Origin of the sequence: Arthrobacter sp. NEB 688 (assembly GCF_013201035.1) — a bacterium.
GTDB lineage: Bacteria > Actinomycetota > Actinomycetes > Actinomycetales > Dermatophilaceae > Phycicoccus.
The window spans coordinates 899,786-916,664 of record NZ_CP053707.1 but is presented as its reverse complement, the minus strand read 5'-3'; the positions used below and the strand labels follow the sequence as shown (position 1 = coordinate 916,664).

19 protein-coding genes are annotated in these 16,879 nt (G+C 75.0%); 8 read left to right on the top strand and 11 right to left on the bottom strand.

Going from position 1 to position 16,879, the window contains the following annotated elements:
* Window positions 1-11 precede the first annotated feature (11 nt).
* The 7 genes from HL663_RS04370 to HL663_RS04340 form a co-directional block, all read right to left on the bottom strand.
* Window positions 12-1,073, bottom strand: coding sequence for a Gfo/Idh/MocA family protein (locus HL663_RS04370; protein WP_173027225.1), 1,062 nt, complete (start codon window positions 1,071-1,073; stop codon window positions 12-14).
* Entirely contained in the window at window positions 1,070-3,028 is a 1,959-nt protein-coding gene (iolD, locus tag HL663_RS04365) for a 3D-(3,5/4)-trihydroxycyclohexane-1,2-dione acylhydrolase (decyclizing) (RefSeq protein WP_173027224.1), read from the bottom strand. The genes HL663_RS04370 and iolD overlap by 4 nt, the downstream gene beginning before the upstream one ends.
* Window positions 3,025-3,960: a 5-deoxy-glucuronate isomerase gene (gene iolB, locus HL663_RS04360; RefSeq protein ID WP_173027223.1), complete on the bottom strand. Its 936-nt coding sequence runs from the start codon at window positions 3,958-3,960 to the stop codon at window positions 3,025-3,027. Before iolB ends, iolD begins: the two co-directional genes overlap by 4 nt.
* Complete coding sequence (locus HL663_RS04355; RefSeq protein ID WP_286176043.1) at window positions 3,957-4,778, bottom strand: class I fructose-bisphosphate aldolase; 822 nt, start codon at window positions 4,776-4,778, stop codon at window positions 3,957-3,959. Before HL663_RS04355 ends, iolB begins: the two co-directional genes overlap by 4 nt.
* Window positions 4,779-4,864: 86 nt before the next feature.
* Window positions 4,865-5,818, bottom strand: coding sequence for a 5-dehydro-2-deoxygluconokinase (gene iolC, locus HL663_RS04350; protein ID WP_173027221.1), 954 nt, complete (start codon window positions 5,816-5,818; stop codon window positions 4,865-4,867).
* Entirely contained in the window at window positions 5,815-6,720 is a 906-nt protein-coding gene (locus HL663_RS04345) for a TIM barrel protein (RefSeq protein ID WP_173027220.1), read from the bottom strand. Before HL663_RS04345 ends, iolC begins: the two co-directional genes overlap by 4 nt.
* 11 nt (window positions 6,721-6,731) lie before the next feature.
* Window positions 6,732-7,736 (bottom strand): Gfo/Idh/MocA family protein, encoded by a 1,005-nt coding sequence (locus tag HL663_RS04340; protein WP_173027219.1) that lies wholly within the window; start codon window positions 7,734-7,736, stop codon window positions 6,732-6,734.
* A 59-nt stretch (window positions 7,737-7,795) separates the two neighbouring features.
* Between HL663_RS04340 and HL663_RS04335 the strand changes: the two genes are divergently transcribed.
* Complete coding sequence (locus tag HL663_RS04335) at window positions 7,796-8,536, top strand: GntR family transcriptional regulator (RefSeq protein ID WP_173027218.1); 741 nt, start codon at window positions 7,796-7,798, stop codon at window positions 8,534-8,536.
* 9 nt (window positions 8,537-8,545) lie between these two features.
* On the opposite strand, the gene HL663_RS04330 is transcribed toward HL663_RS04335, so the two are convergent.
* Window positions 8,546-9,301, bottom strand: coding sequence for an AAA family ATPase (locus tag HL663_RS04330; RefSeq protein ID WP_286175923.1), 756 nt, complete (start codon window positions 9,299-9,301; stop codon window positions 8,546-8,548).
* Between the two features lie 158 nt (window positions 9,302-9,459).
* Between HL663_RS04330 and lysS the strand changes: the two genes are divergently transcribed.
* The 5 genes from lysS (at window position 9,460) to HL663_RS04305 (ending at window position 12,849) form a co-directional block, all read left to right on the top strand.
* Window positions 9,460-10,911: a lysine--tRNA ligase gene (lysS, locus tag HL663_RS04325; RefSeq protein WP_173029993.1), complete on the top strand. Its 1,452-nt coding sequence runs from the start codon at window positions 9,460-9,462 to the stop codon at window positions 10,909-10,911.
* A gap of 5 nt (window positions 10,912-10,916) precedes the next feature.
* Window positions 10,917-11,126: a hypothetical protein gene (locus HL663_RS04320; RefSeq protein ID WP_173027216.1), complete on the top strand. Its 210-nt coding sequence runs from the start codon at window positions 10,917-10,919 to the stop codon at window positions 11,124-11,126.
* Between the two features lie 123 nt (window positions 11,127-11,249).
* Window positions 11,250-11,588, top strand: coding sequence for a histone-like nucleoid-structuring protein Lsr2 (locus HL663_RS04315; protein ID WP_173027215.1), 339 nt, complete (start codon window positions 11,250-11,252; stop codon window positions 11,586-11,588).
* 56 nt (window positions 11,589-11,644) lie between these two features.
* Window positions 11,645-12,226, top strand: coding sequence for a (2Fe-2S)-binding protein (locus HL663_RS04310; protein ID WP_173027214.1), 582 nt, complete (start codon window positions 11,645-11,647; stop codon window positions 12,224-12,226).
* 182 nt (window positions 12,227-12,408) lie between these two features.
* Window positions 12,409-12,849: a hypothetical protein gene (locus HL663_RS04305; RefSeq protein ID WP_173027213.1), complete on the top strand. Its 441-nt coding sequence runs from the start codon at window positions 12,409-12,411 to the stop codon at window positions 12,847-12,849.
* An 88-nt stretch (window positions 12,850-12,937) separates the two neighbouring features.
* On the opposite strand, the gene HL663_RS04300 is transcribed toward HL663_RS04305, so the two are convergent.
* The 3 genes from HL663_RS04300 to ligD (HL663_RS04290) all read right to left on the bottom strand — a co-directional run bounded on the left by HL663_RS04300 (window position 12,938) and on the right by ligD (HL663_RS04290) (window position 15,179).
* Window positions 12,938-13,192, bottom strand: a complete 255-nt coding sequence (locus HL663_RS04300) for a hypothetical protein (protein ID WP_173027212.1) — start codon at window positions 13,190-13,192, stop codon at window positions 12,938-12,940.
* 153 nt (window positions 13,193-13,345) lie between these two features.
* Window positions 13,346-14,230, bottom strand: a complete 885-nt coding sequence (gene ligD / locus HL663_RS04295) for a non-homologous end-joining DNA ligase (protein WP_173027211.1) — start codon at window positions 14,228-14,230, stop codon at window positions 13,346-13,348.
* Entirely contained in the window at window positions 14,223-15,179 is a 957-nt protein-coding gene (gene ligD, locus HL663_RS04290) for a non-homologous end-joining DNA ligase (protein WP_173027210.1), read from the bottom strand. Before ligD (HL663_RS04290) ends, ligD (HL663_RS04295) begins: the two co-directional genes overlap by 8 nt.
* Before the next feature lie 59 nt (window positions 15,180-15,238).
* Here ligD (HL663_RS04290) and HL663_RS04285 point away from each other — a divergent pair, with 59 nt between their 5' ends.
* Together HL663_RS04285 and ku are read left to right on the top strand one after the other, a co-directional pair.
* Window positions 15,239-15,793, top strand: a complete 555-nt coding sequence (locus HL663_RS04285; protein WP_173027209.1) for a hypothetical protein — start codon at window positions 15,239-15,241, stop codon at window positions 15,791-15,793.
* Between the two features lie 142 nt (window positions 15,794-15,935).
* The gene (gene ku, locus HL663_RS04280) at window positions 15,936-16,874 is read left to right on the top strand and encodes a non-homologous end joining protein Ku (RefSeq protein WP_173027208.1); all 939 of its coding nucleotides are present in this window, start codon (window positions 15,936-15,938) and stop codon (window positions 16,872-16,874) included.
* Window positions 16,875-16,879 lie beyond the last annotated feature (5 nt).

Sequence of the window (16,879 nt, the reverse complement as noted above, 5' to 3'; positions counted from 1 at the left end):
CCGCGCCCGCGTCACGGAACGGCGACGGGATCAGCAGCCGTGGCGTAGAGCGCCGGCCGGTCGGCCAGCGTGACGGCGACCGGCGCACCGGACGCGAGCGAGGCCATCCCGGCCGTGCTGACGGCGGTCGCGGCGTAGCCGTCCCACGCCGAGGCGCCGACCGCGCCGCTGCCGGAGCGGATGGCGTCGACCCAGGCCTGGACCTCGAGGTCGTAGGCGCGGGCGAAGCGGGTCCGGTAGTCGGCGGGGACGACCCCGCCCCACGCCCCGGAGCCCCCGGCCGTGCTCGTGCCGAGCAGCGCGGTCGAGTGCAGGCCGGCGGTCAGCGAGCCACGCTCGGCCACGGCCTCGAAGCGGACCTCGTAGCCGACCTGGCTGTTGACGAAGACCTCGTTGGTCACGAGGCCGCCGCCGGCCATCCGGAAGAGGGCGACCTGGGGGTCCAGCACGCCCTGGGCCGCGTGCGAGGTCGGGGCGGGCGCGAGGACGGTGACCTCGACGATCTCGTCGTCGAAGAGGAAGCGCGAGGAGTCGACCTCGTGGACGAGGCTGTCGCGCACGATCATCTCGGAGCGGAAGTCGGCGTTGGGGACCGACCGGTTGCGGTGCACGTTGTGCAGGACCAGCAGACGGCCGCGCTCGCCGTCGGCGAGGAGCGAGCGCACCTGGGCGTACTCGGGGTCGAAGCGCCGCATGAACCCGACCGTGACCAGGCGCCGCCCGAGCGCCGCCTCGGCCTCGACGAGCCGCAGCGAGGACGCGTCGTCCATCGTCAGCGGCTTCTCGCAGAGGACGGGCTTCCCGGCCGCGAGGCAGGCGAGCACCTGCTCCTCGTGGACGAAGCCGGGCGAGGCGACGACGACGGCGTCGACGCCGTCGTCGTCGACGAGGTCGAGGGGGTCCTCGTGCGCGACGGCGCCGAGACGGCCGGCGAGCTCGCGAGCGCGCGCGTGGTCGGGGTCGGCGACGGCGGCCAGGCCGGCCCCGGCGACGCGGGCGGCGAGCCGCTCGGCGTGGTCGGTGCCCATGAGGCCGACGCCGAGCACCCCGACGCGGACGGTGGACGGGCTCATCGGGCGGTCTCCTTCGGGAGGGTCGGGGCGAGGTGGTGGCGCTGCGCGGCCTTGGCCTCGCGGTACGCGGTGGAGGCGCCCTGGGTGGACGCGAGGGACGAGACCTGCGCGACGGGGACGTCCCACCACGACTCGCTCGACGGGGAGTGGACACGCGGGTCGGTCTCGACGTGGATGACGACCGGGCCGCCGTCGCGCGGAGCGGCCTTGGCCTCGGCCAGGGCCGCGACGAGCTCGTCACGCGAGTGCACCTCGATGACGTGCGCGCCGAGGCTGCGGGCGTTGGCCGCGAGGTCGACGGGCAGGTGGCCGCCGTCGAGCCGGCCGTCGGCGCCGCGGTACTCGTACGCGGTCCCGAAGCGCTGCGAGCCCAGGCCCTCCGACAGCGACCCGATCGAGTGGAAGCCGTGGTTCTGCACGAGGACGACGACGAGCTTGACCCGCTCCTGGACGGCGACGACGAGCTCGGTGGGCATCATGAGGTAGCCGCCGTCGCCGACCATCGCGACGACGTCGCGGGTGTCGTCGGCGAGCGCCACCCCGAGGGCGCCGGGGATCTCGTAGCCCATGCAGGAGTAGCCGTACTCGACGTGGTACCCCTTGCGGTCGCGCACCCGCCACAGCTTGTGCAGGTCGCCGGGCATCGAGCCGGCCGCGCAGAGGACGACGTCACGCGGGTCGGTCTGCTCGTTGACGACCCCGAGCACCTGGCCCTGGGTGAGCAGCCCCGGCGCGAGCGCGTCGGTGACCTCGGCGGGCGGGTCGTAGGTCGCCTCGACCTGCGCGTCCCAGGCGCGCCAGAGGTCGGCCACCTCGTCGGCGTAGGCGTCGTCGACCCGGTGCCCGGCGACGGCCTCGGTCAGCGCCTCGAGCCCGGAGCGGGCGTCGGCGACGAGCGGGATGCCGCTGTGCTTGCCCGCGTCGAACGCGGCGACGTTGAGGCTGACGAACCGGACACCGGTGCGGCCGAACGCGGTCCGCGAGGCGGTCGTGAAGTCCGACCAGCGGGTGCCGACGCCGATGACGAGGTCGGCCTGGGCGGCGAGCGCGTTGGCGGCGGTCGTGCCGGTCGAGCCGACGGCTCCGGCCAGCTGCGGATGGCCGTGCGGCAGTGCGCCCTTGCCGGCCTGCGTCTCGGCGACCGGCACGCCGGTGGCCTCGGCGAACGCGGCGAGCGCGTCCTCGGCGCCGGAGTAGTGCACACCGCCACCGGCGACGACGAGCGGCCGCTGCGCCGAGCGCAGGGCGTCGGCGACGTCGGCGACCCGGGAGGGCTCGGCCGGCGGCCGGGCGACGTGCCAGACGCGCTCCGCGAAGAGCTCGACGGGCCAGTCGAAGGCCTCGGCCTGCACGTCCTGGGGCAGCGAGATGGTCGCGGCGCCCGTCTCGGCAGGGTCGGTCAGCACGCGGCAGGCGCCGAGCAGAGCGGCCGGGAGCTGCTCGGGCCGGTCGACCTGGTCGTAGAAGCGCGACAGCGGGCGGAAGGCGTCGTTGACGCTCACGTCACCGGCGTAGGGCAGCTCGAGCTCCTGGAGCACCGGCGCCGCGACGCGGGTCGCGAAGGTGCCCGAGGGCAGGAGCAGGACCGGGATGCGGTTGATGGTCGCGAGCGCGGCGCCGGTCAGCATGTTCGTCGAGCCGGGGCCGACCGAGGCGGTGACCGCCCACGTCGAGAGCCGGTCGCGGTGCTTGGCGTAGCCGACGGCCGTGTGGACCATCGCCTGCTCGTTGCGGCCGAGGACGTAGCGCAGGCCCGGCTCCTCGCCGGCCTCCGCCGCACGCAGCTCGTCCTCGAGCAGGGCCTGCCCGACGCCGGCGACGTTGCCGTGGCCGAAGATGCCGAGGCACCCGGCGAAGAGGCGCTGACGCTCGCCGTCGCGCTCGGTCCACTGCTGCGCGAGAAAGCGCACGACCGCCTGGGCGACGGTGAGGCGGACGGTGTCGGGCGCGGTCATTCGGTGCCTCCCAGGGGAAGTCGCGGGTCGAAGGGCTCGTCGGGCCAGGACTCCCGCACCCAGGCGTGGGCGGGGTCGTCGCAGATGCGCCAGGCCCGCTCGGGACCCGGGCCGGCCATGACGTTGAGGTAGTAGAGGTCGGCGTCGGGCGCGGCGATCGCCGGGCCGTGCCAGCCGTGCGGCACGAGGACGACGTCGCCGGTGCGGACCTCGGCGACGACGTCGAGCGGCCGGGCCTCGCTCGACCCGTAGACGCGCAGGTAGCCGACGGGGTCGGTGCCTCGCGGGTCGGTGGAGCGGGTCTCGACGTAGTAGACCTCCTCGAGCTCGGTCTCCTCGCCGGGGCGCTCGACGTCGTGCTTGTGCGGGGGCCAGCTCGACCAGTTGCCGGCGGGTGTGATCACCTCGCAGACGAGGAAGGAGTCGGCGTCGAGGACGTCGGGCAGGCCCATGTTCCGGACCTCGCGGCTCACCCGCCCGGCACCGCGCAGCTCGACGGGGACGTCGGTGGCGGCCAGGTGGCGGAACGGCTTCGGGGCGTCGGCCTTCGTCGCCGGCGCGCCGCAGAGGGCCACGCGGGCCGGCCCGTCGGCCGTGCCGGTGACCCGCAGGCGTGACCCGCGACCGGCGTAGACGACGTCGGTCGGGCCCTCGAAGACCGAGGCGCGGCCGGCGAGCTCGGCGGTGTGCGTCGTGCCGTCGGCCTCGGTCACCTCGACGCGGACGGACCCGACGAGCGGGACGACGAGCGTCTCCTCCTCGCCGGCGTCGTGCTCGACCGTGCCGCCGTCGAGCGTGGCGACGCGCAGCGTGGTGTGCCGCCAGCCCGGGACGGGGCTCGACGAGGACGGGGTGACGGCCACCCCGAACGCGCCGTCGACGGCGCTGCCCAGCGGGCGGACGTACGCCTCGTTGTCGCGGCCGGTGCTCATGGGGTCCCACCGTGGACGAGGTCGGCCGCGACGTCCACCGCAGCGGCGACGTCGCCCTCGCGCGGGTAGAGCAGCGCCCGCCCGACGACGAGGCCGCGGACCGACGGCAGGCCGAGGGCGTGCCCCCAGGCGGCGTAGGTCTCGGCCGGCGCGCCGGCGGGGTCGCCGCCGAGCAGCAGCGTCGGCATCGTCGTGGCGTCCATGACCCGCTCGAGGTCGTCGACGACCGGCAGCTTGAGCCAGGTGTGCGCGCTGCTGGCTCCCAGGCCGGAGGCGACGTGCACGGCGCGCACCATCGAGTCGGCGTCGAGCAGGTTGCGCACGCGGCCGTCCTCGCGCACCGACCAGAACGGCTCGACCATCGCGAGCAGCCCGGCCTCGGCGAGGTCGGTGACCGCCTGCGCGCAGGCCTCGAGGGTGCGCAGCGAGCCGGCGTCCTCGAGGGCGATGCGGGTGAGCATCTTGCCTCCGTCGAGGCCCAGCCGGCGCACGGCCTCGGCGGTGTAGGCGGTGAAGCCGTCGTCGAGCTCCCACGAGGCGCCCTGCAGCCCACCGCGGTTCATCGACCCGATGACGACCTTGTCGTCGAGCGCGCCGAGCAGGAGCAGGTCCTCGAGGATGTCGGGGGTGCCGAGCACGCCGTCGACGCCGGGGCGCTCCAGGGCGGTGACGAGCCGGTCGAGCAGGTCCGAGCGGCTGGCCATCGCCATCGGGTCCGGGCCGACGCCGAGCGCGCCGCGGGCGGGGTGGTCGGCGGCGACGAGGAGCAGGCGACCGTCGGCGGGCAGCAGCGGCCGCAGCCGGCGCTCGTCCCACATCTGCGCGACGCGCTGCGGCTCGCGGGCGCGCACCTCGGTGAGGCGGGCGAGGTCGGCGGGACCGACGCGACGGGTCGTCACGGCGCTCACCGCCCGGCCCCGACGAGCGCGGCCTCGACCTCGTCGCTGGTCGGCATCGCGGTCGAGCACTCCAGCCGCCCGGCGACGAGCGCGCCGGCGACGTTGGCGAAGCGGACGATCCGCCCGAGGTCCCAGCCCTCGAGCAGGCCGTGGACGAGGGCGCCCCCGAAGGCGTCGCCGGCCCCGAGGCCGTTGACGACCTCGACGGGGAAGGGCGCCGCCTCGACGCGCTCGTCGCGGGTGGCGGCGAGCACGCCGCGCGGGCCCTGCTTGACGAGGGCAAGCTCGAGGCCGCGCTCGAGGAGGGCGTCGGCCGCGCGGTGCGGGTCGCTCTCGCCGACGGCGACCTGGCACTCCTCGAGGTTGCCGACGGCCACGGTCACGTGCTCGAGCGCGCGCCCGACCTCGGCGCTCGCCTCGGCGGGGTCGGCCCAGAACATCGGCCGCCAGTCGAGGTCGAGGACGGTGTGGCGGGCCCGGCCGCGCGCGGCCCACGCGGTGTGGTGCGCGCCGCGCGAGGGCTCCTGCGACAGGCCCGTCACCGTGGCCCAGTAGACGCGGGCGTCGCGGATCGCGTCCAGCGGCAGGTCCTCGTCGGTGAGCAGGAGGTCGGGGGCGGTCGGCCAGCGGTAGAACGACAGCGGGAAGTGGTCCGGGGGGTGCACCTCGCAGAAGGTGACCGGCGTCGGCGGCCCGTCGCCCGCGTGGACGGCGATGGCCGAGGGGTCGACCCCGAGCCGCTCGGCCTCGCGGCGGACGTAGCGCCCGAAGGCGTCGTCGGCGACCTTGGTCACGAGCAGCGACGAGTGGCCGTGCCGGGCCGCGGCGACGGCGACGTTGGTCGCGCTGCCGCCGAGGAACTTCCGGAAGGTGTCGACGTCCTCCAGGCCCACCCCGTGCTGGAGCGGGTAGACGTCGACGCCGGTGCGCCCGATGGCGACGAGGTCGGGGGCGGTCACGGGCGGTCCCCGAGCCGGTCGGCCACCTCGACGACGTGCGCGACGGACGCGCGGACGTCGGCCGCGGGGTCGACCCCGGTGGCGTCGGGGTCGCCGGAGAGCACGGTGTCCTGCTCCAGCACGTACCAGCCGTCGTAGCCGGCCCCCTCGAGCGAGCCGATGATGGCGGCCACGTCGACGTCGCCGTCCCCGAGCGGCACGTACATCCCGGCCGCGACGGCGTCGGTGTAGGTCAGCTCGCCGGCGCGCACGCGGTCGGCGAGGTCGAGGCGCACGTCCTTGAGGTGCACGTGCCCGATGCGGCCCGGGTGCTGCGCCGCGACGGCCACGGGGTCGCCGCCGCCGATGAGCAGGTGGCCGGTGTCGAGGCAGAGGGAGATGCGGCTGCCGGCGAGGACCCGCTCGGTCTCGGTGCCGCTCTCGACCATCGTGCCGACGTGCGGGTGCAGCGCGGCGAGGAGACCGCGGGCGGCGGCGGCGTCGCTGATCCGGTCGAGGTTGCCCAGGAGCGTGGCCCACTGGTCGTCGTCGAGGTCGGGACGCTCGTCGTAGCCCTCGGCCCCGGTGGCGGCGGCGATGACGACGACGCCGGCCTGCGCGGCGACGAGGCCGGTCATCGCCTCCTCGACGGCGGGCAGCGGGTCGACCGCGGTGTCGTGGAGGACGACCGGGACGAACTGGCCGACCGCGCGCAGACCGGCGGCGGCGAGCGTCTCGGCCTTGGCCTCGGGGGCGTCGGGCAGGAAGCCGTCGGGGCCGAACTCGGTGGCGGCGAGGCCGACCTCGCGCATCTGGGCGAGGACGAGGTCGGGGGTGAGCTGGTGGCCCCAGCCGGGGACCTCGCAGACGCCCCAGGAGATGGGGGCGCCGGCGATGCGCTGGGCGACGGGTGCGGTGGTCATCGACGGTTCCTTCAGGTGGTGGGGATCTCGGACAGGGCGACGGTGCGGCCCTCGGCGAGGGCGAGCGTGGCGGCCTCGACGACGCGGGAGGCCTCCAGCGCGTCGCGGACGGTGCAGGGGCTCGGCGCCGCGCCGCGCGCGACGTCGAGGAAGGCGGCGAGCTCGGCGCGGTAGGCCGGCTCGAAGCGGTCCATGAAGGCCTCGTGGACCGGGCCGGCGGGGAAGGTCACGCCGTCCTCGAGCGAGCGCAGCGCCAGGCTGTCGTCGAGGCCGACGGCCACCGACCCCTCGGAGCCGACGACCTCGAGCCGCACGTCGTGGCCGTGGCCGGAGTAGCGCGTCGTCGTGAGGACGGCGATGGTGCCGTCGTCGAGGGTGAGCAGCGCGGCGGCCGAGGCGACGTCGCCCGCGGCGGCGAAGAACGGCTCGCCCTTCGTGCCGCCGACGGCCTGGACGGTGAGCACCTCGCGACCCGTGACGAAGCGGACGACGTCGGCGTCGTGCACCGCGCAGTCGCGGAAGATGCCCCCCGAGGTCGGCACGTAGTCGGGGTGCGGGGGGCGACGGTCGGACGTCGTGGCCCGCAGCGTGTGGACGAACCCGAGCTCGCCCGACGCGACGGCCGCGCGGGCCCGCCGGTAGCCGGTGTCGAAGCGCCGCTGGAAGCCGACGTGCACCGGGGTGTCGGCGGCCTCGACGAGGCGCACGAGCTCGAGGGTGCCGTCGAGCGTCGCGGCCAGCGGCTTCTCGACGAAGACGGGGACGCCCGCCTCGACCCCGGCGCGCACGAGCGGCGCGTGCCCGGGGGTGGAGGTCGCGACGACGAGGGCGTCGAGGCCGGAGCCGACGAGGTCCTCGATGGGGACGGCCTCGGCGGTGGGGAGCGAGGCCGCGACCTCCGACGCCCGGGCGGCGTCCGCGTCGGCGACGACGAGCGCCTCGACCCCGTCGAGCGCAGCCAGCGTGCGGGCGTGGAACGCCCCGATCCGTCCGGCCCCTGCGAGTCCGACCCTCATCCGACCTCCTTTGTCAGGACATACTGACACGGACGGGCGCCGCCTGTACAGTCCCTCCCATGGCGGCGCGACAGGTGACGGTGCGGATCGACCGCACCTCCCCCGTGCCCCTGTGGCACCAGCTGGCCGAGCAGCTCGGCGGGGCGGTGCGCGAGGGGGTCCTCGCCCCCGGCGACGCCGTCGAGAACGAGCTCGACCTCGCGAGCCGCCTCGGCCTCTCGCGCCCCACCGTCCGCCGGGCGATGCAGGACCTCGTCGACCGCGGTCTGCTCGTGCGCCGTCGCGGCATCGGCACCACCGTCGCCCCGACCCGCGTGCACCGCCGCGCCGAGCTGTCGAGCCTCCACGACGACCTCCTGCGCACCGGCCGCACGCCCGGCACGACCGTCCTCTCGCTCGCGATGACGCGGGACGAGGCCGCCGCCACCGCCTTCGAGCTGCCCCCCGACACCCCGCTGCTCGGCATCGTCCGGCTGCGCACCGTCGACGGCCGGCCGCTCGCCGTGCTCCACAACTGGCTGCCGCCGGGGCTGTCCGACCTCACGGCCGAGGAGCTCGAGGCCACCGGCCTCTACGCGGCGCTGCGCACCCGCGGCGCCGTGCCGGTCGTCGCACGGCAGTCGGTCGGCGCCCGGATGCCCACCCCCGAGGAGCGCCGGCGCCTGGCCCTCAAGGGCACCAAGCCCGTCCTGACGATGGCCCGCACGGCCTTCGGGTCCCACGGAGAGCCGGTCGAGCACGCCAACCACTGCTACGACGCCGACGGCTACACGCTCGAGATGACGCTCGACGAGCGCTGACCCCCCGGGTCAGTCGTCGAGGTCGTCGACGACGTGCCGCAGGTAGCGGCGCGGGGCGTCGAGGAAGCCGCGGTGGTGGGCGACGACGTCGAGCTCGTCCCAGGTGCTCTCGCGCACGCCGTGCTCGCCGAGCTCGAGCAGGAGCGCGCCGGGGATGGCCGCGAGCACCGGCGAGTGCGTCGCGACGACGACCTGCGTGCGCGGCCGCCGAGCCATCTCGGTCAGCTCGGCGACGAGGTGCAGCTGCGCCGAGAACGACAGCCCGGCCTCCGGCTCGTCGAGCACGAAGAGCCCCTCGCCGCGGAAGCGCCGCGTGCCGAGCAGCGCGACGAAGGACTCGCCGTGCGACATCGCGTGGAAGGCGGGGTCGGTCGGGCCGGGGTTGGTGTCGAGCCAGGTGAACAGCCCGTGCATCGTCTCGGCCCGCACGAAGTAGCCCCAGCGCGGCGCCCCGGGGTCGCGGACGACGCGCAGCCACTCGTGCAGCGGCGACTCGCTCGCGTGGGTGCGGTGGGTCGCGCCGGTCGAGCCGCCCTCGGCGTTCATCCCGGCCGCCATCGCGAGACCCTCGACGAGCGTCGACTTGCCGGAGCCGTTCTCGCCGACGAGTACCGTGCAGCGCGCGAGGTCGAGACCGTGCGCGAGGACGTGCTCGACCGCCGGCACGGTGCGCGGCCAGACGTCCGCGGGCGGCAGCTCGACCGGGTCGGCGTGCTCGAGCCGGCGCGCGGGCAGCCCCTCCTTCCAGCTCCCGTGCGGCGTCACGCGGCCGACGCTACCGACGCGCGCCGACATCCGACCCGGGTCACCGGCACGGTCGCTGGGCGGGCAGGGGGCGAGCGCGAACCGACGGGTCCGTAGGCTTGTCCTCCGTGACCGAGAACCCGACCCCCGCCCTTCCCGAGGCCGAGCTGCCCGAGCAGATGCGGGTCCGGCGCGAGAAGCGCGACCGGCTGCTCGCCGAGGGCGGCCAGGCCTACCCCGTCGCCGTCCCGCGCACGCACTCGCTCGCCGAGGTCCGCGAGCAGTGGGCCCACCTCGGGACCGGCGAGGAGACCCAGGACGTCGTCGCCGTCGCCGGCCGCGTCGTCTTCGTCCGCACGACCGGCAAGCTCGCCTTCGCGACGCTCCAGGAGGGCGTCGGCACCCGCCTCCAGGTGATGCTCAGCCTCGCCGAGGTGGGGCAGGACGCGCTCGACGCCTTCAAGCGCGACGCCGACCTCGGCGACCACGTGTGGGTCGAGGGGCGCGTCATCTCCAGCCGGCGCGGCGAGCTGTCGGTGATGGCCACCCGCTGGGGCGTCGCGAGCAAGGCGCTGCGCCCCCTGCCGACCCTGCACAAGGAGCTCTCCGAGGAGTCGCGCGTCCGCCAGCGCTACGCCGACCTCGTCGTGCGCCAGGAGGCCCGCGACATGGTGCGCACCAAGGCCGCCGCGCTGCGCGCCATCCGCTCGGTGCTCGACGGCCAGGGCTACCTCGAGGTCGAGACGCCGGTGCTCCAGCTCATCCACGGCGGGGCGGCCGCGCGGCCCTTCCGCACGCACCTCAACGCGTTCGACCAGGAGATGGTCCTGCGCATCGCGCTCGAGCTGAACCTCAAGAAGGCCGTCGTCGGCGGCGTCGACCGGGTCTACGAGATGGGCCGGATCTTCCGCAACGAGGGTGTCGACGCGACGCACTCCCCCGAGTTCACGATGCTCGAGGCCTACCAGGCGTGGGGCGACCAGCGCTCCATCGCCGCCCTCATGCGCGACCTGTACCTCGGCGTCGCCGACGCCCTCGGCTCGCGGCAGGTGCAGACCCCCGCCGGTACGGTCGACCTCGACGGCGAGTGGCGTTGGCTGCCCGTCTACGAGGGCGTGAGCGAGGCCGTCGGCGAGGAGGTCACGCAGGAGACGTCCAAGGAGACGCTGCTCGCGCACGCCGAGCGCCACGGCGTCGAGGTCGACCCGTCGCTCGAGAAGGACAAGGTCTTCCTCGAGCTGCTCGGCGAGCTCGTCGAGCCCGGCCTGCTGCAGCCGACCTTCCTGTGCGACTACCCCGCCATCGCGCAGCCCCTGGCCCGGCCGCACCGCGACACCCCCGGGCTCATCGAGGCCTGGGACCTCATCATCGGCGGCGTCGAGCGCGGCACCGGGTTCTCCGAGCTCGTCGACCCCGTCGTCCAGCGCGACGTCCTCACGGCGCAGTCGCTGCGCGCCGCCGGCGGCGACCCCGAGGCGATGCAGCTCGACGAGGACTTCCTGCGCGCGCTCGAGTACGGCGCCCCGCCGATGGGCGGCCTGGGCCTTGGAGTCGACCGGCTCATCATGCTGTTCACCGGCGCGAACATCCGCGAGACCATCCTCTTTCCGCACCTGAAGCCGGAGGCCTGATTCCGATGGGTTCGATCGTCCCCTATCTCGTCGCGATCATCCCCACGATCGTCGCGGCGGCCTTTTTCTACGTCATCGTCAAGCGCATCATGGAAGCCGACCGCAACGAGCGGCTCGCCCAGAGCAAGTTCGAGGCGGAGCAGGACCGCGAGCACGCCCGCGAGGCGGCCGCTGGGCACGAGAAGGCGCCGGGAAACGACGAAAAGGCCGTCTGAGGAATTCCCCGGACTTTCTTTTCCTTTACCTGCGCTTTACCCTGTGGGTGAGACGTCGCACCCCTTTGTGCGGCATGCTCGGACCACCCCTGCAATTCACGTCTTCTTGAAAGGCTCCACACCATGGCCAAAAAGGTCCAGGTCCTCCTCGTCGACGACGTCGACAAGGAGTCCCCTGCCGACGAGACGGTCACCTTCGCCCTCGACGGCGTCAGCTACGAGATCGACCTGACCAGCGAGAACGCGAGCAAGCTGCGCGACGCGCTGGCCGTCTGGATCGGTCACGCCGAGCGCACCGGCGGGCGCCGCAGCGCCTCCCGCGGCGCCGCGAAGAGCAGCGGCGGCGCCAAGCGCGACGTCTCCGCGATCCGCGAGTGGGCCCGCAGCAACGGCTACGACGTCAGCGAGCGCGGCCGCATCTCGAGCGAGGTCCAGGAGGCCTACGACAAGGCGAACTCCTGAGCCACGGCTCGCCCGTCGCAGCGGCGGCACCCGACCCGGGTGCCGCCGCTGCGCGCATGTCCGCCCGCCACGCCTGGCTGCGCTTCACCGACGGCGGGCCAGCGCTGCCCCACGACGTCGGCACCGACGTCGACCCGTGGCGCGAGGGCGTGCGCCGGATGCACGCGCGCTGGTACGACGGGGTCGCGCCGCCCTCGGTCGCGGCGGTGTTCGTCCTCCAGTGGCTGCTCCAGGTGCCGGCGCACACGGCCGCCCACGCCGCGGCGGCCGTCCCCGCCCGGGCCGTGCTCCCGGGGCTGACCTTCTCGCTCGGGCCGGCCCTCGTCCCCGACGTCGTGCGGATGACCGGCCTCGTCCCGGACGCACGCGACCTCCCCGCCCGGCTGGACGCCGCCGAGGCCGACTACCGCGCGGTCGTGGCCCCGGTCGCCGAGGGGTACCGCAGCCCGGTGCGCCTGGGCCCGCACGTGCGCGCCGCCCTCGTCGACGACATGTGGGCGGCGGCGCGACGTGAGGCGGAGTCCGCGGCCGGGATGCTCCGACCGGGCGGCGTGCCCCGCGCCTCGTGCTGCCTCATCTACGCCCTGCCCGGATGCGTCGAGTGCGCCGGCTGCCCCCGCCTGCGCCGCACCCCCTGACCCGGACTGTCCCGACTGATTGCGAGTTCCGCCGCCGGACACGCCGTCGGGACGCCCGTCGAGCGGCTCAACTCGCAATCAGTGGGGTGTGTCCCTCCCCCGGTCGGCCGGACGAACCCTTCTCGCGCGGGTGAGTACCGGTGCTCACGCCGGCCGGGGGCGGCCGCCGCCATGCTCGCGCCATGACCAGCGCTCTCGCCGCCCTGCCGCGCACCGCAGCCCTCGCCGTCATCGCCTGGGCGGCCCTCACCCTCGTCGAGCGGGTCTCCGGCCCCACGGTCGGGGCGAACATCGGGGCGGGCCTCGCCGCGATGCTCGCCGTCGCCCTCGCGTCGCTGCTCTGGGGAGCCGTCGACGGCCTGCGCTCCGGCGCCGCCGGCCCGGTCCTCCTGCGCTGGGGCGTGGTCGCCGTCCTCGCCGTGCCGGTCTTCACGGCCGCGAGCCAGCTCGGGGCGCCGACCGCGTTCGACTGGGGCCTGTGGGCCACCGAGACCGTGTTCGGCGGGTGGTTCTGGGGCGTCCTCGTCGCCGCGCCGGCCCTGACCGGCGCTGCGGTCGGCGCAGCCCTCTCCGGCCGCCGCACACCGACCACGACCACGACCCCGCGCCACCGCCCCGCCTGACCCGACTCCCCGACTGGTTGCGAGTTCGGCGGCTCGACGCGCCCTCCCACGGGGTGTCGAGCGGCAGAACTCGCAATCAGTCGAGAACTCAGGGCAGGCGGACCCAGCGGGTGCCGTCCCAGCGCCACGTGGCGGCCGGGGAGCTGGTCCCGGTCGGCAGCGCGGCCGGGTCGGCAGCGCGGGCCAGCACCACCGGCCGGTCGTCGTGGACGCCGGCCGCCCGGGCGGCGGCCGCGGGAAGGGCGGCCGTGCCGACGAGGGCCACCGCGGTCGCCGAGGTCAGGGCGCCGACGAGGCGCAGGCCGGTGGAGCGGGACGGTGCGGAGCGGGTCGAGGAGGTCATGACCCCAGCCTCCGACCACCGCGGATGACCCCGCTGTGCGCCTCCTGTGGACCTCCCCTGACCCCAGGAACCCGACGTTTGCCCATCCGCCACCTCGACAGGACCGATCCGGGCCCCTCGAGGTGGCGGATTAGCAATCAGTGGGCGAAGGGGTCAGGGGAGGTCGGCCAGGAGGTCGCCCTCGCGCTCGACCCGCTCGAGCACCTCGTCGAACATCAGCTGGGCCAGCGTGCCGTCCTCCTCGGCGCCGGCCTCGACCTCGTCCCACGTGCGCGGGGCCGCGACCTGCGGCAGCTCGCGACCGCGCAGCGAGTACGGGCTGATGGTCGTCTTCGCCGCGACGTTCTGGCTCCAGTCGAGGAACACCTTGCCGGGACGCAGCGACTTGGTCATCTTCCACAGGACCAGCTCGGGGTGCTTCTTCGTCATCTCCTGCGCGAGCTGCTGCGCGAGGTCGCGCACCTGGTCCGACGAGAGGTCCCCGCCGAGCCGCGCGTAGAGCTGCATCCCCTTGCTGCCGGACGTCACCGGGTGCAGCTCGAGCCCGAGCCGCTCCAGCCGCTCACGCACGAGCAGCGCGACCCGGGCGCACTCGCGCAGGCCGGCGGGCTTGCCGGGGTCGAGGTCGATGACGAGCCGGTCGGGGTGCTCCGGGGCGCCGTCGTCGTCGACCGTCCACTGCGGCACGTGCAGCTCGAGGGAGTTGAGGTTGACCAGGTAGGTGAGCTCGGCCATCCCCGGCACGAGCGGGTAGCGGACGTCGTCGACCTGCACGCCGGGCAGCCACGAGGGCGCCCCGGACGGCATGTTCTTCTCGAAGAACATCTGGTCCTCGACCCCGTGCGGCCAGCGCACGCGGGTCACCGGGCGGCGCGCGAGGTGCGGCAGGAGCACCCCGGCGACGCGCGCGTAGTAGTCGAGCACCTCGCCCTTGGTCGTCTCGGTGGCGGGGTACATCACCTTGTCGAGGCTGGTCAGCTTGAGGCGCCGCCCGTCGACCTCGACGCGCGTCACCTGCGGGACGTAGCGCTCAGCCACCCTCCTCGACCTCCTGCAGCTCCTCGGGCGTCAGGTCGTGCCGCACCCCGAGGAAGGTCGGCTGCCGCAGCCGGTGGTCGGCGGTGATCATCAGCGTCCTCACCTCGACGACGACGGCCGGATGCACCCACGTCGTGCCGGAGGCGTCGATGCGCGGCACCTCGTCGACGAACGGCGGGGCGTCGACCTCGTGCCGGCGCAGCCGACGCAGCAGCGCCTCGCCGGCCGACCCCGCGAGCCCGGACCCGACCCGCCCCGCGTACCGCCAGCCGCCCTCGCCGTCCGGCAGCCCGACGAGCACCGCCCCGAGCCGGTCGGCGGACGACGCGCCCGACCCCACCTCGGGCCGCCAGCCGCCGACGAGCACCGAGTACGTGCGCCGGTGCGCGACCTTGCGCCAGTCCGGCGAGCGCCGACCCGGCAGGTAGCGGGCGTCGCGCCGCTTGCTGACGACGCCCTCCAGGCCCCGCTCGTCGGTGACCCGCAGCAGCACCGCGCCGTCGTCATGGACCTCCGGCACCCGCCAGGCGCGCCCGTCGAGCTCGAGCTCCTCGAGCAGCCGCCGCCGCGCCGACCACGGCTGGCCGGTGAGGTCCTGCCCGAAGAGGCGCAGCAGGTCGAACACCATGAGCGTGACCGGCCGCGTGCGCGCCAGCCGCTCGGCCTGCGCCCGCTTCGTCACGTGCATCCGCTCGGTCAGGGCGTGGAAGCTGGGCAGCCCCTCGTCGAGGGCCACGACCTCGCCGTCGAGCAGCAGGTCGTCGTAGGTGCCGGCGAGCGCGTCGAGCTCGGGGAAGGCCGCCGTCACGTCGCGCTCGGTCCGCGAGGTCACGGTCACCGCGCCGCCGCGCACGTCGACGAGGACGCGCATCCCGTCCCACTTGACCTCGTGCACCCACGCGTCGCCGCGCGGCGGGGCCTGCGCGGCGGTCGCGAGCATCGGACGCATGGGGCCATCCTGCCGCCCTCCGCCCCCGGGGCACCCCGGGCACGGGCTAGCGTCGCCGGATGGAGGCCGCGGGCACCGGACCCGTCGTGCTCGTCGAGGGCGAGAGCGACGCCGTCGTCGTGCGCACGCTGCTCGCGCGCCGCGGCGCCCCGGCCACCGTCGTCCCGATGGGCGGGGTCACCAACCTCGCCCGCCACCTCGACGACCTCGGCGGCCCCGGGCCGGGCGTCCTCGCCCTCGTCGACGCCCCGGAGCTGCGCTTCGCGGTCGGTGCGCTGCGGCGGCACGGCGTCACCGCCCGGGACGCCGAGGAGCTCGCGTGGCACGGCGTCTTCGTCTGCGACCGCGACCTCGAGGACGTCCTGATGCGTGCCCTCGGCGCCGACGCCGTCCGCGAGGCGCTCGCCTCGATGGCCGAGCTCGGCGCGTTCGAGTCGATGGCCCGGATGCCGCACTGGCGCGGCCGCCCGGTGCTCGAGCAGCTGCACCGGTTCGCGGGCTCGGGGTCGGGGCGCAAGGCCCGGCTGGCGGGCCGGCTGGCCGAGCTCCTCGACCCCGCGGCGCTGCCCGACCCCCTCGGCCCGCTCGTCGACGCGGTCGCGGCCCACCGCTGACCGCCGCCTCCCGCCCCGCCCGCCGCCTCCCGGCCTCCCACCCCACCCGTCCCGGGGTCTCCCCGCCCGCCGCCGACCGCCCTACGCTGGGTCGAGGTCCCGGGGGACCCCCGGGGCGAGCGACGAGAGGACGGGACCGACGATGCGCGCGATCTGGAAGGGCGCGGTCTCCTTCGGGCTGGTCAACGTGCCGGTGCGGCTCTACTCGGCGACCGAGAACCACGACGTGCAGTTCCGGCAGGTCCACCGCGAGGACGGCGGGCGCATCCGCTACCGCCGCTTCTGCTCGATCGACGGCGAGGAGGTGAGCTACGACGACATCGCCAAGGGCTACGAGACCGAGGACGGCGACATGGTCGTGCTCACCGACGACGACTTCGCCGACCTCCCCTCGCGCTCGAGCAAGGAGATCGGGGTGACGAAGTTCGTCCCCGCCGACCAGATCGACCCGATGTGGCTCGACAAGAGCTACTACCTCGAGCCCGACAAGTCCGCCACGAAGCCCTACGTCCTCCTGCGCGACGCGCTCGAGAGCGAACAGCGGGTCGCCATCGTCACCGTCTCGATCCGCACCCGGATGACGATGGCGATGCTCCGGGTCCGCGACGGGGTCATCGTCATGCAGACGATGCTCTGGCCCGACGAGGTCCGAGCGGCCGACTTCGCCGCCGTCGACGAGCAGCACGCCACGAGCCAGGAGATGGACATGGCGAAGATGCTCATCGACCAGCTGGCGGGCGACTACGACCCCGGCGAGTACGAGGACGACTACGCGCTCGCGGTCAAGGAGCTCGTCCGGGCCAAGGTCGAGGGCGGGGAGGTGCGGGCCACGGCCCCCGAGGAGGAGGAGTCCGGCGAGGTCGTCGACCTGCTCGCCGCCCTGTCGCGCTCGGTCGAGCGGGCCAAGGCCTCCCGCGGGGAGGCGCCGTCGGCCCCGACCCCGAAGAGCGCGACGAAGAAGACGACCGCGAAGAAGAGCGCCACGACGTCGAGCGCGAAGAAGGCCGCCACGAAGAAGGCCGCGCCCGCGAAGAAGACCGCCAAGAAGGCGGAGAAGAAGTCGGAGAAGAAGGCCAGCTGAGCGAG

Bases quoted from the DNA above. Each gene is read 5' to 3' on its own strand.
- HL663_RS04320 (WP_173027216.1), top strand. From the start codon at position 10,917: ATGGGTTCGATCGTCCCCTATCTCGTCGCGATCATCCCCACGATCGTC.
- HL663_RS04310 (WP_173027214.1), top strand. From the start codon at position 11,645: ATGTCCGCCCGCCACGCCTGGCTGCGCTTCACCGACGGCGGGCCAGCG.
- ligD (WP_173027210.1), bottom strand. From the start codon at position 15,179: ATGCGTCCGATGCTCGCGACCGCCGCGCAGGCCCCGCCGCGCGGCGAC.
- HL663_RS04335 (WP_173027218.1), top strand. From the start codon at position 7,796: ATGGCGGCGCGACAGGTGACGGTGCGGATCGACCGCACCTCCCCCGTG.
- HL663_RS04305 (WP_173027213.1), top strand. From the start codon at position 12,409: ATGACCAGCGCTCTCGCCGCCCTGCCGCGCACCGCAGCCCTCGCCGTC.
- HL663_RS04355 (WP_286176043.1), bottom strand. From the start codon at position 4,778: ATGTGGGACGAGCGCCGGCTGCGGCCGCTGCTGCCCGCCGACGGTCGC.
- HL663_RS04345 (WP_173027220.1), bottom strand. From the start codon at position 6,720: ATGACCACCGCACCCGTCGCCCAGCGCATCGCCGGCGCCCCCATCTCC.
- HL663_RS04315 (WP_173027215.1), top strand. From the start codon at position 11,250: ATGGCCAAAAAGGTCCAGGTCCTCCTCGTCGACGACGTCGACAAGGAG.
- iolB (WP_173027223.1), bottom strand. From the start codon at position 3,960: ATGAGCACCGGCCGCGACAACGAGGCGTACGTCCGCCCGCTGGGCAGC.
- HL663_RS04340 (WP_173027219.1), bottom strand. From the start codon at position 7,736: ATGAGGGTCGGACTCGCAGGGGCCGGACGGATCGGGGCGTTCCACGCC.
- iolD (WP_173027224.1), bottom strand. From the start codon at position 3,028: ATGACCGCGCCCGACACCGTCCGCCTCACCGTCGCCCAGGCGGTCGTG.
- HL663_RS04300 (WP_173027212.1), bottom strand. From the start codon at position 13,192: ATGACCTCCTCGACCCGCTCCGCACCGTCCCGCTCCACCGGCCTGCGC.
- ku (WP_173027208.1), top strand. From the start codon at position 15,936: ATGCGCGCGATCTGGAAGGGCGCGGTCTCCTTCGGGCTGGTCAACGTG.
- HL663_RS04370 (WP_173027225.1), bottom strand. From the start codon at position 1,073: ATGAGCCCGTCCACCGTCCGCGTCGGGGTGCTCGGCGTCGGCCTCATG.
- lysS (WP_173029993.1), top strand. From the start codon at position 9,460: ATGCGGGTCCGGCGCGAGAAGCGCGACCGGCTGCTCGCCGAGGGCGGC.
- HL663_RS04285 (WP_173027209.1), top strand. From the start codon at position 15,239: ATGGAGGCCGCGGGCACCGGACCCGTCGTGCTCGTCGAGGGCGAGAGC.